This window comes from Streptomyces sp. CB02058 (assembly GCF_001905505.1).
GTDB lineage: Bacteria > Actinomycetota > Actinomycetes > Streptomycetales > Streptomycetaceae > Streptomyces.
This window is the reverse complement of record NZ_LIPG01000006.1, coordinates 398,500-413,591: the sequence shown is the minus strand read 5'-3', so window position 1 is coordinate 413,591 and position 15,092 is coordinate 398,500. Positions and strand designations below refer to the sequence as shown.

The following is a 15,092-nucleotide window of genomic DNA, read 5'->3' as shown; positions in this document are numbered from 1 at the left end:
GTACGGGGCAATCCAGGCCCGATCACACGACGTACAAGGAGACCATCCGGTGGTCAGCAGCGATCAGCGGCGGCGGCAGCTCGCCCGGGAGAAGTTCGAGCGGCAGCAGCAGCGCCGGGAGGAGGCCCGCCGCAGGACCAGGCGCCTCACGGCGATCATCGCTTCGGCGGTGGCCGTGGTGGCGGTCATCGGCGTGGGCGCGTACGTCCTCAGCGACGGCGACGACACGAAGAACTCCGCGGACGCGGCCGCGAGCGCGAGCCCCTCGGAGTCTCCCTCGGCGAGCGAGAGCAGTGAGCCCGAGCCCGAGATGACGATCGACAAGAAGGCGAAGTACACGCTGGCGCTCGAGACGAGCCAGGGTGACATCGGGATCGGGATGGACGCGGCCAAGACCCCGCACACCACGAACTCCTTCAAGGCCCTGGCGGACAAGAAGTACTTCGACGGCACGAAGTGCCACCGCCTGACCACGGAGGGCATCTTCGTCCTGCAGTGCGGTGACCCGAAGGGCGACGGCACGGGCGGTCCCGGCTACACGATCCCCGACGAGAACCTGACGGCGCTGGGCAAGGCGGGCGACGACGGGGCGGTGACCTATCCGGCGGGCACCGTCGCGATGGCGAACACCGGCCAGCCGGGCACCGGTGGCAGCCAGTTCTTCCTGGTCTACAAGGACACCAAACTGCCGCCCAGCTACACGCCGTTCGGCACCATGGACGCGGCCGGTCTGAAGGCCGTCAAGAAGATCGCCGAGGCGGGTGTCGTGGACGGTGCGGGTGACGGTGCTCCGAAGAAGACCGTCACCGTCGAGAAGGGGACCGTCGAGAAGGCCTGACCCCCGACGTGGCCACCCGGCGTCCGTCCCCGGGGCGGACCGGAGAATTTCAGCCGCGCTGAGTGCGGACAGCCGGGTGGCCGGTCGCCTAGATTGGCGTTGTGGAGGGCGGGCGCTGCCCGCCCCAGGAAACTGTGGACGATGCACGGGGGGCCAACCCCCTCGATGCATCAGGTGGAGGAGGCGCTGTGAGCAGCGACCCGTGGGGCCGTGTCGATGAGACGGGCACCGTGTACGTGCGTACAGCCGAGGGCGAGCAGGTCGTCGGATCGTGGCAGGCCGGTTCCCCCGAGGAGGCCCTGGCCTATTTCGAGCGCAAGTACGAGGGCCTGGTGGTCGAGATCGGTCTCCTCGAGCGGCGGGTGAAGACCACCGACCTCTCGGCGAAGGACGCCACGGCGGCGATCGAGCACCTGCGTCAGCAGGTCGACGAGCACCACGCCGTCGGTGACCTCGCGGCGCTCGGCAAGCGGCTGGACACCCTCGTCGCGACGGTCGACTCCCGCCGTGAGGAGCGCAAGGTCCAGAAGGCGAAGCAGACCGACGAGGCCCGTCAGGCCAAGGAGGCGCTCGTCGTCGAGGCGGAGGAGCTCGCGCAGAGCGAGCAGTGGCGGTCCGCGGGTGAGCGCCTGAGGGCGCTCGTCGACACCTGGAAGGGGCTGCCTCGTCTGGACCGCAAGTCCGACGACGAGCTGTGGCACCGCTTCTCGCATGCCCGTTCCGCCTTCTCCAAGCGCCGGAAGGCGCACTTCGCCGCGCTGGACGCGCAGCGCGAGGATGCCCGCAAGGCCAAGGAGAAGCTGGTCGCCGAGGCCGAGTCGCTCTCGGGCTCGACCGACTGGGGTGCGACGGCGGCCCGTTACCGCGACCTGATGACCGAGTGGAAGGCGGCGGGGCGCGCGCAGCGCGAGGCCGAGGACGAACTGTGGAACCGCTTCCGCGGCGCCCAGGACGTCTTCTTCGCGGCTCGCAGCGGTGTCTTCGCCGAGCGGGACGCGGAGCAGGGCGAGAACCTCAAGCTCAAGGAGGAGCTCGCGACCGAGGCCGAGAAGCTCGTCCCGGTGACGGATCTGAAGGCGGCCAGGGCCGCGTTCCGTTCGGTCAACGAGCGCTGGGAGGCCATCGGCCACGTCCCGCGTGACGCCCGCCCCAAGGTCGAGGGCCGGCTGCACGCGGTGGAGCGCGCGCTCCAGGAGGCCGAGGAGGCCGAGTGGCGCCGGACGAACCCGGAGGCGCGTGCGCGTGCCGCGGGTCTGACCGGTCAGCTCCAGGCGGCCGTCGACAAGCTGCGTACGCAGATCGACACGGCACGCGCCTCGGGCAACAACGCCCGGGCCGACAAGCTCTCCCGTGAGCTGGAGGGCCGTCAGGCGCTGCTGGACCAGGCGCTGAAGGGCCTGGAGGAGTTCGGCGGCTGACGCGGGACTCCTCGGGAGGGGCCTCGGGTACGTGACACGTGCCTGGGGCCCCTCACGCGTGCCGCGGCAGCAGCCAGGGGGGGGCGTCACAGCGGCCGGAACCGTGCAGGGAACCTCCGTCGGGCGGTCCTCCGTCGGGCGGCACGGGGAGATCCCCGCGCAGGCGGCCCCGCGGCTGCCGGAACCGACGGCGTCGGCCTCGGACTGGCCTGCTGGAGGGCCGGCCCGAGCACCTCGACGGCTTCGCCGCCGGTCCTGGTCTCCCCTCCTACGGCCGACGGGCCGAGGTGACGCGGTAGACGTCGTACACGCCCTCCACGCCCCGTACGGCCTTCAGGACGTGTCCCAGGTGCTTCGGGTCGCCCATCTCGAAGGTGAAGCGCGAGGTGGCCACCCGGTCGCGGGAGGTCTGCACGGCCGCCGACAGGATGTTCACGTGCTGGTCGGACAGGACACGCGTGACGTCCGAGAGCAGCCGCGACCGGTCCAGCGCCTCGACCTGGATGGCGACGAGGAAGACCGACGACTGGGTGGGTGCCCACTCGACGTCGAGGATGCGCTCGGGCTGCTGCGAGAGCGAGTCGACGTTCACGCAGTCCGCGCGGTGCACGGAGACTCCGCTGCCCCGGGTCACGAATCCGATGATCGGGTCGCCGGGAACGGGCGTGCAGCAGCGGGCCAGCTTGACCCAGACGTCCTCGACGCCCTTGACCACGACACCCGGATCCCCCTTGGACCGGCGCTTGCTGCGGCCGTGCGAGGGCGGTGAGCTCTCCGCCAGGTCCTCGTTGGCCGCGTCCTCGCCGCCGAGGGCCTGGACCAGCTTCTGGACGACGCCCGCAGCGGCGACATGGCCCTCGCCGATCGCCGCGTACAGCGAGGAGATGTCCGGGTAGCGCATCTCGTGCGCCAGCGTGACCAGCGAGTCGCCCGTCAGGATGCGCTGGATCGGCAGGTTCTGCTTGCGCATGGCCCGCGCGATCGAGTCCTTGCCCTGCTCGATCGCCTCGTCCCGGCGCTCCTTGGAGAACCAGGCCCGGATCTTGTTGCGCGCCCGGGGCGACTTGACGAACTGGAGCCAGTCCCGGGAGGGCCCGGCGCCCGCCGCCTTCGAGGTGAAGACCTCCACCAGGTCGCCGTTGTCGAGCGTCGACTCCAGGGGCACGAGCCGTCCGTTGACCCGTGCTCCTATGGTCCGGTGGCCGACCTCCGTGTGGACCGCGTACGCGAAGTCGACCGGCGTCGCACCGGCGGGCAGCGCTATCACGTCGCCCTTCGGCGTGAAGACGAAGACCTCGTTGCGCGAGAGGTCGAAGCGCAGGGACTCCAGGAACTCGCTGGGGTCCTCCGTCTCCTTCTGCCAGTCGAGGAGCTGACGCAGCCACGCCATGTCGTTGACGGTGTCCTGGCCCCGGCCACCGCCCGTGTTCTTGGGCACGTCCGTGCGCACCTTGGAGGCGCCCGCGACGGCCTCCTGCTTGTACTTCCAGTGCGCGGCGATGCCGTACTCGGCACGGCGGTGCATGTCGAACGTACGGATCTGGAGCTCGACGGGCTTGCCGCTGGGACCGATCACCGTGGTGTGCAGCGACTGGTACATGTTGAACTTGGGCATCGCGATGTAGTCCTTGAACCGCCCGGGCACCGGATTCCACCGGGCGTGGACGGTGCCGAGCGCCGCGTAGCAGTCGCGGACGGTGTCGACGAGGACGCGAATGCCCACCAGGTCGTAGATCTCGGCGAAGTCGCGGCCCCGCACGATCATCTTCTGGTAGACGCTGTAGTAGTGCTTCGGCCGGCCGGTGACGGTGGCCTTGATCCGGGCGGCGCGCAGGTCGGCCTGGACCTCGTCGGTCACTATGGCGAGGTACTCGTCGCGCTTGGGCGCTCGCTCGGCGACGAGGCGGACGATCTCGTCGTACATCTTGGGATAGAGGATCGCGAAGGCGAGGTCCTCCAGCTCCCACTTGATGGTGTTCATGCCGAGGCGGTGGGCCAGCGGCGCGTAGATCTCGAGGGTCTCGCGGGCCTTCTTCTCCTGCTTCTCCCGCTTGAGATAGCGCATGGTGCGCATGTTGTGCAGGCGGTCGGCGAGCTTGATGACCAGGACCCGGGGGTCCTTGGCCATGGCAACGACCATCTTGCGCACGGTCTCGGCCTGGGCGGCCTCGCCGAACTTGACCTTGTCCAGCTTGGTGACGCCGTCGACGAGCAGCGCGACCTGGTCGCCGAAGTCCTTGCGCAGGGTGTCGAGGCCGTACTCGGTGTCCTCGACGGTGTCGTGCAGCAGCCCGGCCATCAGCGTCGCCGGGTCCATGCCGAGCTCGGCCAGGATCGTGGTGACGGCGAGGGGGTGGGTGATGTAGGGGTCGCCGCTCTTGCGCTTCTGGCCCCGGTGCCACCGCTCGGCGACCTGGTAGGCCTTCTCGATCTGGCGCAGCGTGGCCGACTCGATCTTGGGGTCGTTGCCGCGGACCGTGCGCAGGAGGGGTTCGAGGACCGGGTTGTACGGGCTGGAGCGCTGCACGCCCAGACGGGCGAGGCGGGCCCGGACCCGGTTGGACGAGCCGCCGGAGCGGGCCGTCGCCGGCGGGGGTGCGACGGCGGGCCTGGCCGGGGGCTTGGCGGCAGGAGGCTTCGTCACGGGAGCGGGAGCCGGTGCCTGGCTCTGCGGCGCGGGCGACCCGGTGGCGGGCTTCGCCGGGGGTGTCTGCTTCGCCGCGGAGGGTCCGGGCGCCGCCTTCGTGCCGGGCGGCGGGGCCGGCTTCGCCGGTCCGGAGGACGGCTGGGGAGCCTGGGCGGGGCCCTGCGTGTGCTCGCCGGCAGGCGCGGGCTCGGCCGCTGCCGCGTCGGGCCGCGCCTTTCCGGGCGTGGCGGAGCCCGCAGCGGGCTTTTCGGGCTGCGGGGCGGCGACTGGCTGGGCCTCGTCTGGCAAGAGCGCTCCTCGTGCGGATCCGGGCTACCGGAAAGCCCATGGTAACGACCCCGGAGCGGGTCCTCGCCCGGGGAGTGTGGAACCCCTCACAACACGGGACGGGCACCCGGATGTTCCCGGGTGCCCGTCCTGTTACGACCTTGCACGCGCTGTGACCGCGCGGCTGCGGCTCAGAGGGTGATCAGAGCCTCCAGCGGGGCCTCACGCAGCCCCGTCTCCAGCCGGGCACGGCCCGAGAGGAAGCCGAGCTCCATGAGGACCGCCACCCCCGCGACCTGGGCACCGGCCCGCTGGATCAGCTCCAGCGAGGCCTCGGCGGTGCCGCCCGTGGCCAGGACGTCGTCGATGACCATGACCCGGTCGTCGGCGGACAGGTCCTCGGCGTGGATCTCGATCTCCGCGGTGCCGTACTCCAGCTCGTAGACCTGCCCGAGGGTGGCGCCGGGGAGCTTCCCGGCCTTGCGCACCGGTACGAAGCCGATCCCGGCCCGGACGGAGACGGGCGCGGCCAGGATGAAGCCGCGCGCCTCCAGGCCGACGATCTTGGTGGCCCCGTGGCGTACGCACAGCTCCACGAACCAGTCCGTGAGCGCGGTGAAGGCCACCGGGTCCGCGAGCAGCGGGGTGATGTCCTTGAACAGCACTCCCGGCTTCGGATAGTCCGGTACGTCACGGATCCGGCTGAGCAGGAGCTCCCGGGTCGTCTCGTCGATGTCCGTGCTGGTCATCGGCGGTTCCTCGGGGTCCGGCCGTGTCCGCCGGGCTGGCGGCGCTGGCCGATCACGGCGCCTGCGGGCTCGCCGTCCTCGACGCCCTCCTGCTCCCGGTCGTCACGCTCGTCCTCGACGGACTCGCCCTTGGCCGCCGCGGCGGCACGCTTGGCGAGGATCCGCTTCTTCAGTGCCTTTATCTGCGGCTCGCGCTCCTTGAGGTCGGCCACCAGCGGGGTGGCGATGAAGATCGAGGAGTACGCACCGGCGGCGAGGCCGACGAAGAGGGACAGCGAGATGTCGTTCAGCATGCCGGCGCCGAGGACACCGCCACCGATGAACAGCAGACCGGCGACCGGCAGCAGCGCCACGACGGTGGTGTTGATGGAGCGCACCAGCGTGCCGTTGATGGAGCGGTTGGCGATCTCGCTGTAGGTCCAGCGGGTCTGCTTGGTGATCCCCTTCGTGCCCTCCTTGAGGCTGTCGAAGACGACGACCGTGTCGTAGAGGGAGTAACCGAGGATGGTCAGCAGACCGATCACGGTGCCCGGGGTGACCTCGAAGCCGACGAGGGCGTAGACACCGACCGTGATGGTGATGTCGTGGATCAGCGCGATGAGCGCGGCGACGGCCATCCGCCATTCGAAGGCGATGGCCAGGTAGACCACCACCAGGACCATGAAGATGCCGAGGCCCGCCCAGGCCTTGTTGGCGATCTGCTCACCCCAGCTGGGGCCGACGAGGTCCGCGTTGATCTGCGCCTCGGGGATGCCGAGGTCCTCGGAGAGCTGGGCCTTGATCTCGTCCGCCTTGGCGGTGTCGACCTCGGTGATCTGGATCCGGAGCCCGCCGTTGCCGAGCTCCTGGACGATCGCCTCGTGGCCGGAGGCCGCGACCGCGTCCTCGTGGGCCTGGGAGACCGAGACCTTGGCCTTGGTGTCGGTCGTGAAGACCGCGCCGCCCTTGAACTCGATGCCCATGTTCAGGCCGCTGACCGCCAGGCCGAGGATGGCCGTGATGGTGATCAGGATCGAGACGCCGTACCAGATCTTGCGCTTGCCGATGAAGTCGTAACCGACCTCGCCACGGTAGAGCCGGGCGCCGAGATTGCCGAGTCGCGACATCTCACGCCTCCTTCGGGTGGTCGGTACGGACGTTGACGCGGCGCGAGCGGCGCAGCGGCGGCTTGGCGCCGAGCCGCTTCGGGTCCAGACCGGACCACGGGTGACCGCTGCCGAAGAACTTCGTGCGGGCCATCAGCGTCATGACGGGCTTGGTGAAGAGGAACACCACGACGACGTCGAGCAGGGTCGTGAGGCCGAGCGTGAACGCGAAGCCCTGGACCTTGCCGACCGTGACGAGGAAGAGCACGGCCGCGGCGAGGAACGAGACGAAGTCGGAGACCAGGATGGTGCGCCGGGCCCTGGGCCAGGCGCGCTCGACGGCCGGACGGAGCGTGCGGCCTTCCCGGATCTCGTCCCGGATGCGTTCGAAGTACACGATGAACGAGTCCGCGGTGATACCGATCGCCACGATGGCACCGCAGACGGCCGGGAGGTTCAGCGCGAAGCCGATGGCCGGGCCGAGCAGGGCCATGATCGTGTACGTCAGGATGCCGGAGGCCAGCAGGCTGAGGAGCGCGATGAGGGCCAGGCCGCGGTAGTAGGCCACCAGGTAGATGACGACCAGGGCGAGGCCGATGGCGCCGGCGATGAGGCCGGCCTCCAGCTGCTCGCCGCCGAGCGCGGCGGTGACCGTGGTGACGGTGTCCTCGCTGAAGGACAGCGGGAGCGCACCGTAGGACAGGACGTTCGCGAGGTCCTCGGCCGACTGCTGGGTGAAGCTGCCGGAGATCTCGGCGCTGCCGCTGAGCGTCTCGTTCACCTGGGGCGCGGAGACGACCTCGCCGTCGAGGGAGATCGCGAACTGGTTCATCGGCGACGTCTGCGTCGACAGCTTCTTCGTGATCGTCTGGAACTTCTTGGAGCCCTTGTCGGTGAACTCCATGGAGACGAGCCAGATGCCGCGCTGCTGATCGAACTGGGCCTTCGCGTCGTCGACGTCCGTACCGGAGACCTCGGCGGGGCCGAGGAGGTACTTGGCGTCGCCCTCGGAGCTGCACGCGACGGTGGGGTCCTCGGGCTTGACGCCGTCGCCCGCCTTGGCGCGGGCGGCCGTGTCGGTGCAGTCCAGCGCCGTGAACTTCTTCTCGAGCGCCGCGGTGGCGGCGTCGGGCGTCTCGGTCGCGGCGGGGGTCTCCGAGGACTCCGCCGCACCGGAGGCGCTGGCGGAGGGGGTCGGCGTGGCGTCCTTCTTCAGGGCGTCGGTGACGGCACGGCCCTGGGTGGTGGCGCTCGCCGAGGGCGTCGCCTTCGAATCGGAGGCCGTTTCCGGGTCGGTCGCCTTCGCGCTGGGCGTGGCGCTCGCCTCACCGGAGCCGCTCGCGGACGGGCTCGCGGAGCCTTCGGGCGTCGGTGCGCCGTTGGTGACCGTGAGCACGGGCCGGAAGTAGAGCTGGGCGGTCGTGCCGACCTGCTCCCGGGCCTGCTTCGAATTCGTCCCCTTGGGGATGTTCACGATGATGTTCGACGCGCCCTGCGTCTGAACCTCGGCCTCGGAGACACCCAGACCATTGACACGGCGTTCGATGATGCTGACCGCGGTGTTCATGTTGGTCTCGTTGATCGCGTCAGGCTTGCCGGGCTGGCTCTTCGCCTTGAGCGTGATCGAGGTGCCGCCTGCCAGGTCGATCCCGAGCCGGGGCGTGGTGTGACCGGACAGGAACATCCCGCCGGTCAGCGCGACCATGGCGATGAGGATCAGAGCCAGGGCGCGGCCCGGCCTGCCCTGACCGGTTGAGCCCCGGCTTTTCTTCGGTGCTGCCACCTTTTCGTTTCTCCCTGTCCAACCGCCCCGCGCCGGGTATGCGCCCGAGCGGCCACTGAGTGATGTGGGGACCCGACCCCGCAGAAGGGTCCACGGCCCGCGAGACGCCGGACACCCGCAGGCGTCCGGCGTCCGGGGAACGTGGAACTACTTCGCGTCGCTCTCGCCGTCGGCCTTGGCGTCCTTGACCTCGGAGCCCTTGGCATCGGCGTCCTTCGGCGCGGCGTCCTCGGCCTTCTTGCCGAGGTCGATCTTCGCGTCGTCGTCCGCCGCGGCGGTCTCACCCTCGGTGAGCGAGGAGGCGTCGTCCGGCACCACGGTGCCGTCCGTCTCCAGCTCGTCGTCGCCGTGGACGATGCGGTTGTACTCCGCGTCTTCGAGGACGGCACCGATGGCGTTCTTGGCGTAGACGGCGTGGACGCCGGGCGCGACCTCGAGGAGAACCGTGTCCTCCTGGACCTCCTTGACGGTGGCGTACATGCCCCCGATCGTCCGGACGCCGGTGCCGGGCTGCATCTCGTTGCGCATCTGCGCAGCCGCCTGCTGCTTCTTCTTGGCGGACCGGGTCATCAGGAACATGGCCCCGATGAGCACGATGAAGGGGAGGAGGGTCACGATACTCACGGGACGGAACTTCCTTCGCACGACCACGCTGAACTCACGCGGCCTGGTCTACGGGGGTGGGTACACCGACCTGTACGGGCGGCATCGGCGGAGTCTAAGCGAGTCCGCATCATTGGAACAACGTCCAGCATGGCACCGTGGTTCCCCTCCTGGCCAACCCGTCCTGTGTCACGCCCCGAACAGGCCCTGTTGTCCCTTTACGCCGTGCTGCGGAGGGACGAGCCCGAGGTGGGCCCATGCGGCGGGGGTCGCGACCCGGCCGCGCGGCGTCCTGGCGAGCAGTCCTTCCCGTACCAGGAAGGGCTCGGCGACCTCCTCGACCGTCTCGCGCTCCTCCCCCACCGCCACCGCGAGGGTGGAGAGCCCGACGGGGCCGCCGCCGAAGAGCTTCAGCAGGGCGCCGAGGACCGCGCGGTCCAGCCGGTCCAGGCCGCGGGCGTCGACCTCGTAGACCCGCAGGGCCGCGGCGGCGATGTCCCGGTCGATCCGGCCCTCGGCCTTGACCTGGGCGTAGTCCCGGACGCGGCGCAGCAGCCGGTTGGCGATACGGGGCGTGCCCCGGGAGCGTCCGGCGATCTCGGCGGCGCCCGCCGGGTCTATGGCGACGTCGAGCAGTCCGGCGGAGCGGTGGATGACCCGCTCCAGCTCGGTGGGGGCGTAGAACTCCATGTGCCCGGTGAAGCCGAAGCGGTCGCGCAGCGGGGGCGGCAGCAGTCCGGCCCTGGTGGTCGCTCCGACCAGGGTGAACGGGGGGAGCTCCAGCGGGATGGCGGTGGCGCCGGGGCCCTTGCCGACGATGACGTCGACGCGGAAGTCCTCCATCGCCATGTAGAGCATCTCCTCGGCGGGCCGCGACATGCGGTGGATCTCGTCGAGGAAGAGGACCTCCCCCTCCTGGAGCGAGGAGAGGATCGCCGCGAGGTCCCCCGCGTGCTGGATGGCGGGACCGGAGGTGATCCGGATCGGGGCGCCCATCTCCGCGGCGATGATCATGGAGAGGGTGGTCTTGCCGAGGCCGGGGGCGCCGGAGAGCAGGACGTGGTCGGCGGTGGCGCCCCGGGCGCGGGCGGCCTTGAGGACCAGGTCGAGCTGTTCGCGCACCTTCTCCTGGCCGACGAATTCGTGGAGGTCCTTCGGGCGCAGGGCGGCCTCGACCGCGGTGTCCTCGCCGTCCGCGACACCGGCGACCAGGCGGTCGTCCAGCCGCTCGTCGGCCAGGTCGCCGGTTTCGGGTCCGGTCTCGTCCCAGTTCATCTCGTCAGTCCCGCCTCGGGTGTTTCGGTACCGGTCCGTGCGGTGTTCCGGCCGGTGTACGGGGGCGTGTGGGCCCCCGGGAGTCAGCGTGCGCGGTTGAGTGTCTGCAGTGCGGCGCGCAGCAGCTGCGGCACGGGGGCCTGGCCGCCCTCGGCGAGTGCGGCCTCGGCCTGCGGTGCCACGGCGCTCACCGCCTCGTCGGCCTCGCGGGTGGCGTATCCGAGGCCGATCAGGGCGGCCTGCAGCTGATCGCGCCAGGAGGAGCTGACGGCGGTGCCGATGCCCTGCTGCCCGATGTGCGCCCCGACCGGCTCGCCGAGCCGGTCCTTGAGCTCCAGGAGGAGCTTCTGGGCGCCCTTCTTGCCGATGCCGGAGACGGCGGTGAGGGCCTTCTCGTCCCCGGTGGCGACCGCGATGCGCAGGGCGTCCGGGCTGTGGGTGGCGAGCATGGCCTGGGCGAGCCGGGGGCCGACGCCACTGGCGGTCTGGAGCAGCTCGAAGACCTGGCGCTCGTCGTCGTCGGCGAAGCCGTAGAGGGTGAGCGAGTCCTCGCGGACGACCAAGGAGGTGGCGAGCCTGGCCTCCTTGCCGATCCGCAGGCCGGCGAGGGTGTCGGGCGTGCACTGGACGGCCATGCCGATGCCGCCGACCTCGATGACGGCCGTGGCCGGGGCGAGGGCGGCCACCGGGCCGGAGACGAAGGCGATCATGCGGTGCGGCCTTTCAGCGTGCGGTGGGCGGCGACGGCCTGCTGCAGTCGGTTCTGCGCGGGTGCGCGCCAGATGTGGCAGATCGCGAGGGCGAGCGCGTCGGCGGCGTCGGCGGGTTTCGGTGGTGCGTCGAGCCGCAGGAGCCGGGTCACCATCGCCCCGACCTGGGCCTTGTCGGCGCGCCCCGACCCCGTGACGGCGGCCTTGACCTCGCTGGGGGTGTGCAGGGCGACGGGGATGCCCCGCCGGGACGCGCAGAGCATGGCGACCGCGCTGGCCTGGGCGGTGCCCATGACCGTACGGACGTTGTGCTGGGCGAACACCCGCTCCACGGCGACGCACTCGGGCCGGTGTTCGTCGAGCCAGCGCTCGATGCCCTGCTCGATGGCGACGAGCCGGTGGCCGAGCTCCGCGTCGGCCGGGGTGCGCACGACCCCGACGCCGACCATCGTGAGCGGCCGGCCCGCGACCCCCTCGACGACTCCGACGCCGCACCGGGTCAGTCCCGGGTCCACTCCCAGCACCCGCATGAAAGGGCCCCCTCCGCCGCTCGGTCACTTGTTCCCGCAGGCTATCGGGTCGCACCGACAATGCGACGGGCCGACGGGGTGTGTCCCGTCGGCCCGTCCCGGTTCAGCGCCCTCAGGCGTCGACCTTCTCCATGACCTCGTCGGAGACGTCGAAGTTGGCGAAGACGTTCTGCACGTCGTCGCTGTCCTCCAGCGCGTCGATCAGCTTGAAGATCTTGCGCGCGCCCTCTTCGTCGAGCTCGACCTGCATGGTCGGGACGAAGTTGGCCTCGGCCGAGTCGTAGTCGATGCCGGCCTCCTGGAGCGCGGTGCGGACCGCGACCATGTCGGTGGCCTCGCTGAGCACCTCGAAGGTGTCACCGAGGTCGTTGACCTCCTCGGCACCCGCGTCGAGCACCGCGCCGAGCACGTCGTCCTCGGACAGCTCGGCCTTGGGGACGATCACGACGCCCTTGCGGTTGAACAGGTACGAGACCGAGCCCGGGTCCGCCATCGAACCGCCGTTGCGGGTCATGGCGACGCGGACGTCGGAGGCGGCACGGTTGCGGTTGTCGGTGAGGCACTCGATGAGCACCGCGACGCCGTTCGGGCCGTAGCCCTCGTACATGATCGTCTCGTAGTCGGCGCCACCGGCTTCGAGGCCGGCACCGCGCTTGACCGCGGAGTCGATGTTCTTGTTCGGGACCGAGCTCTTCTTGGCCTTCTGAATGGCGTCGAAGAGGGTCGGGTTGCCGGACACGTCGGCGCCGCCCGTGCGGGCCGCGACCTCGATGTTCTTGATCATCTTCGCGAAGAGCTTGCCGCGCTTGGCGTCGATCACGGCCTTCTTGTGCTTCGTCGTAGCCCATTTAGAGTGGCCGGACATCTGCCTTCTCCTTCGCGTCACCAAAATCGATCCGAACCCGAGAGATCCTACCGGGATCGAATCAGCCCACGGCGCGCACCATGTCGGTGAAGAGCGCGTGCACACGGTGGTCGCCCGTCAGCTCCGGGTGGAACGACGTCGCCAGGGCGTTTCCCTGGCGTACGGCCACGATATGGCCACCGTGCACCGCGACGACCTCCACGGCCGCACCGACCGACTCCACCCAGGGTGCCCGGATGAAGACGCCCTCGACGGGTCCGCCGGGCACTCCGTCCATCTCGACGGCCGCCTCGAAGGACTCGTTCTGCCGCCCGAAAGCGTTACGGCGCACGATCATGTCGATGCCGCCGACGGTCTCCTGGCCGGAGCGCGGGTCGAGGATCTTGTCGGCGAGCATGATCATCCCGGCACAGGTGCCGTAGACCGGCATCCCGGCGGCGACCCGCTCGCGCAGCGGTTCCAGCATGCCGAAGAGGACGGCCAGCTTGGACATCGTGGTGGACTCGCCGCCGGGGATGACGAGACCGTCGACCTCGGCGAGTTCCTCGGGCCGCCGGACCGGCCTGGCCAGGGCGTCCGCCGAGGCCAGGGCGATCAGGTGTTCCCGTACGTCGCCCTGGAGAGCCAGGACTCCGATGACAGGGGTGTCGGTCATCTGTGCTTACCAGCCGCGGTTGGCGTAGCGCTCGCCCTCGGGCAGCGTGTCGCAGTTGATGCCGACCATGGCCTCGCCCAGGTTGCGGGACGCGTCCGCGATGATCTTCGGGTCGTCGTAGAAGGTGGTGGCCTTCACGATGGCGGCGGCGCGCTTGGCCGGGTCGCCGGACTTGAAGATGCCGGAGCCCACGAAGACACCCTCGGCGCCGAGCTGGCGCATCAGGGCGGCGTCGGCGGGGGTGGCCACGCCGCCGGCCGAGAACAGGACGACGGGCAGCTTCCCGAGCTCGGCGACCTCCTTGACCAGCTCGTACGGGGCGCGGAGTTCCTTGGCGGCGGCGTACAGCTCGTTGTTGTCGTAGCCGCGCAGCCGGGCGATCTCGTTCTTGATCTGGCGCAGGTGCCGGACGGCCTCGACGACGTTGCCGGTGCCGGCCTCGCCCTTGGAGCGGATCATGGCCGCGCCCTCGGCGATGCGGCGCAGGGCCTCGCCCAGGTTGGTGGCGCCGCAGACGAAGGGGGTCGTGAAGGCGAACTTGTCGCTGTGGTTGACCTCGTCGGCCGGGGTGAGGACCTCGGACTCGTCGATGTAGTCGACACCCAGGGACTGGAGCACCTGGGCCTCGACGAAGTGCCCGATGCGGGACTTGGCCATGACGGGGATGGAGACCGCCTCGATGATCTCCTCGATCATGTTGGGGTCGGACATCCGGGCCACGCCGCCGTCCTTGCGGATGTCGGCCGGCACCCGCTCCAGGGCCATGACGGCCACGGCGCCCGCGTCCTCTGCGATCTTCGCCTGCTCGGCGTTGACGACGTCCATGATCACGCCGCCCTTGAGCTGCTCGGCCATGCCGCGCTTGACTCGGGCGGTGCCGGTGGCCGGGGACTCGGTGGACTGCGGGGTGCTGGGAAGCGTGGACACGGAAGGACCTCACTGGGGTGGAAGAACTGGATTCTGCAGACCTGAGCAAACGCTCCGGAAGCAGTCCACAGCAAGGGCCAATGAGCACCCTGTGGATCGTTCTGCGCCCCGCGGCTCCCCGCCGGTGCCCTCCTCAGCTGCCGGGGCGGTCCGCCAGGGCGACCGGCGGCTCGTCGTCCATCTCGAACGCGAGCGGGAACGGGGCGTGCCCCGCGAGCCGGAACAGCCGCACCGTGCGGTGCCTGCGCAGCGCCCGGGCGGCACGCACCGAGTCGTTGTGGAAGCGGCGGGCCATCGGTACGCGGCGTACGGCGGCGGCCAGCTCCTTCGCCGCGTCCTCGCCGCCCGGGACCTCCTTCACCGCGTCGACCTGCGCCGTCTCGCCGAACACGGCCCGCAGGGCGGTGCTCAGCTCGCTCTCGGCGACCTCGCGCTGCTCCTCCTCGGCCTGCCGCGCCGCGTGCGCCGCCTCGTACAGGACGATGGACGCCGCGGGGTCCAGGACACCGGAGGTGGCCAGCTCCTGGGTGACCGAGGCGCGTCGCAGCAGCTGGGCGTCCAGTGCCGCGCGGGCCGCGTCGATACGGGCGTGGAGCCGGTCGAGCCGCCCGGCGGTCCAGCTGAGGTACAGGCCGATCGCGACGAGCGCGGCGACGGTCCAGACGATGATTTCGATCACGGGCGGAAAGGCTACCGTCGGCGGGCCCCGCCCGGACCCGCCGGTACGCCCCGGAAGCCGG

General features: G+C 70.6%; 14 protein-coding genes. 2 read left to right on the top strand and 12 right to left on the bottom strand.

All coding sequences use genetic code 11. From position 1 onward, the window contains the following. The first annotated feature begins 49 nt into the window (after positions 1-49). Complete coding sequence (locus AMK10_RS30015; protein ID WP_073751688.1) at positions 50-838, top strand: peptidylprolyl isomerase; 789 nt, start codon at positions 50-52, stop codon at positions 836-838. 188 nt (positions 839-1,026) lie between these two features. Continuing rightward, positions 1,027-2,256, top strand: a complete 1,230-nt coding sequence (locus tag AMK10_RS30010; protein WP_073751687.1) for a DUF349 domain-containing protein — start codon at positions 1,027-1,029, stop codon at positions 2,254-2,256. A 268-nt stretch (positions 2,257-2,524) separates the two neighbouring features. Here AMK10_RS30010 and AMK10_RS30005 read toward each other — a convergent pair whose 3' ends face one another. From AMK10_RS30005 to AMK10_RS29950, 12 genes are all read right to left on the bottom strand, one after another. Then, positions 2,525-5,191 (bottom strand): RelA/SpoT family protein, encoded by a 2,667-nt coding sequence (locus AMK10_RS30005; RefSeq protein WP_073751686.1) that lies wholly within the window; start codon positions 5,189-5,191, stop codon positions 2,525-2,527. Between the two features lie 170 nt (positions 5,192-5,361). Further along, a complete protein-coding gene (locus AMK10_RS30000; RefSeq protein WP_073751684.1) occupies positions 5,362-5,919 on the bottom strand; it encodes an adenine phosphoribosyltransferase in 558 nt (185 codons plus the stop codon). Further along, a complete protein-coding gene (secF, locus tag AMK10_RS29995; RefSeq protein ID WP_073751682.1) occupies positions 5,916-7,025 on the bottom strand; it encodes a protein translocase subunit SecF in 1,110 nt (369 codons plus the stop codon). The genes AMK10_RS30000 and secF overlap by 4 nt, the downstream gene beginning before the upstream one ends. A gap of 1 nt (position 7,026) precedes the next feature. Next, positions 7,027-8,787, bottom strand: coding sequence for a protein translocase subunit SecD (gene secD / locus AMK10_RS29990; protein WP_073751680.1), 1,761 nt, complete (start codon positions 8,785-8,787; stop codon positions 7,027-7,029). Between the two features lie 147 nt (positions 8,788-8,934). Then, positions 8,935-9,411: a preprotein translocase subunit YajC gene (gene yajC, locus AMK10_RS29985; protein WP_073751678.1), complete on the bottom strand. Its 477-nt coding sequence runs from the start codon at positions 9,409-9,411 to the stop codon at positions 8,935-8,937. A gap of 168 nt (positions 9,412-9,579) precedes the next feature. Then, complete coding sequence (gene ruvB, locus AMK10_RS29980) at positions 9,580-10,665, bottom strand: Holliday junction branch migration DNA helicase RuvB (RefSeq protein WP_073751676.1); 1,086 nt, start codon at positions 10,663-10,665, stop codon at positions 9,580-9,582. 83 nt (positions 10,666-10,748) lie between these two features. Continuing rightward, positions 10,749-11,375, bottom strand: a complete 627-nt coding sequence (gene ruvA / locus AMK10_RS29975; RefSeq protein WP_073751674.1) for a Holliday junction branch migration protein RuvA — start codon at positions 11,373-11,375, stop codon at positions 10,749-10,751. Further along, complete coding sequence (gene ruvC, locus AMK10_RS29970; protein WP_073751672.1) at positions 11,372-11,905, bottom strand: crossover junction endodeoxyribonuclease RuvC; 534 nt, start codon at positions 11,903-11,905, stop codon at positions 11,372-11,374. The genes ruvA and ruvC overlap by 4 nt, the downstream gene beginning before the upstream one ends. 112 nt (positions 11,906-12,017) lie before the next feature. Further along, positions 12,018-12,770 (bottom strand): YebC/PmpR family DNA-binding transcriptional regulator, encoded by a 753-nt coding sequence (locus AMK10_RS29965; protein WP_073751670.1) that lies wholly within the window; start codon positions 12,768-12,770, stop codon positions 12,018-12,020. 61 nt (positions 12,771-12,831) lie between these two features. Beyond that, positions 12,832-13,425, bottom strand: coding sequence for a pyridoxal 5'-phosphate synthase glutaminase subunit PdxT (gene pdxT / locus AMK10_RS29960; RefSeq protein ID WP_073751668.1), 594 nt, complete (start codon positions 13,423-13,425; stop codon positions 12,832-12,834). A 6-nt stretch (positions 13,426-13,431) separates the two neighbouring features. Beyond that, entirely contained in the window at positions 13,432-14,352 is a 921-nt protein-coding gene (pdxS, locus tag AMK10_RS29955) for a pyridoxal 5'-phosphate synthase lyase subunit PdxS (protein ID WP_073751666.1), read from the bottom strand. A gap of 133 nt (positions 14,353-14,485) precedes the next feature. Further along, positions 14,486-15,031, bottom strand: a complete 546-nt coding sequence (locus tag AMK10_RS29950) for a hypothetical protein (protein ID WP_073751664.1) — start codon at positions 15,029-15,031, stop codon at positions 14,486-14,488. Between the last annotated feature and the right edge of the window lie 61 nt (positions 15,032-15,092).

Excerpts from the sequence above, each read along its gene's own strand:
- AMK10_RS30000 (WP_073751684.1), bottom strand. The coding sequence starts at position 5,919 with ATGACCAGCACGGACATCGACGAGACGACCCGGGAGCTCCTGCTCAGC.
- AMK10_RS29965 (WP_073751670.1), bottom strand. The coding sequence starts at position 12,770 with ATGTCCGGCCACTCTAAATGGGCTACGACGAAGCACAAGAAGGCCGTG.
- pdxT (WP_073751668.1), bottom strand. The coding sequence starts at position 13,425 with ATGACCGACACCCCTGTCATCGGAGTCCTGGCTCTCCAGGGCGACGTA.
- ruvB (WP_073751676.1), bottom strand. The coding sequence starts at position 10,665 with ATGAACTGGGACGAGACCGGACCCGAAACCGGCGACCTGGCCGACGAG.
- secF (WP_073751682.1), bottom strand. The coding sequence starts at position 7,025 with ATGTCGCGACTCGGCAATCTCGGCGCCCGGCTCTACCGTGGCGAGGTC.
- ruvC (WP_073751672.1), bottom strand. The coding sequence starts at position 11,905 with ATGCGGGTGCTGGGAGTGGACCCGGGACTGACCCGGTGCGGCGTCGGA.
- ruvA (WP_073751674.1), bottom strand. The coding sequence starts at position 11,375 with ATGATCGCCTTCGTCTCCGGCCCGGTGGCCGCCCTCGCCCCGGCCACG.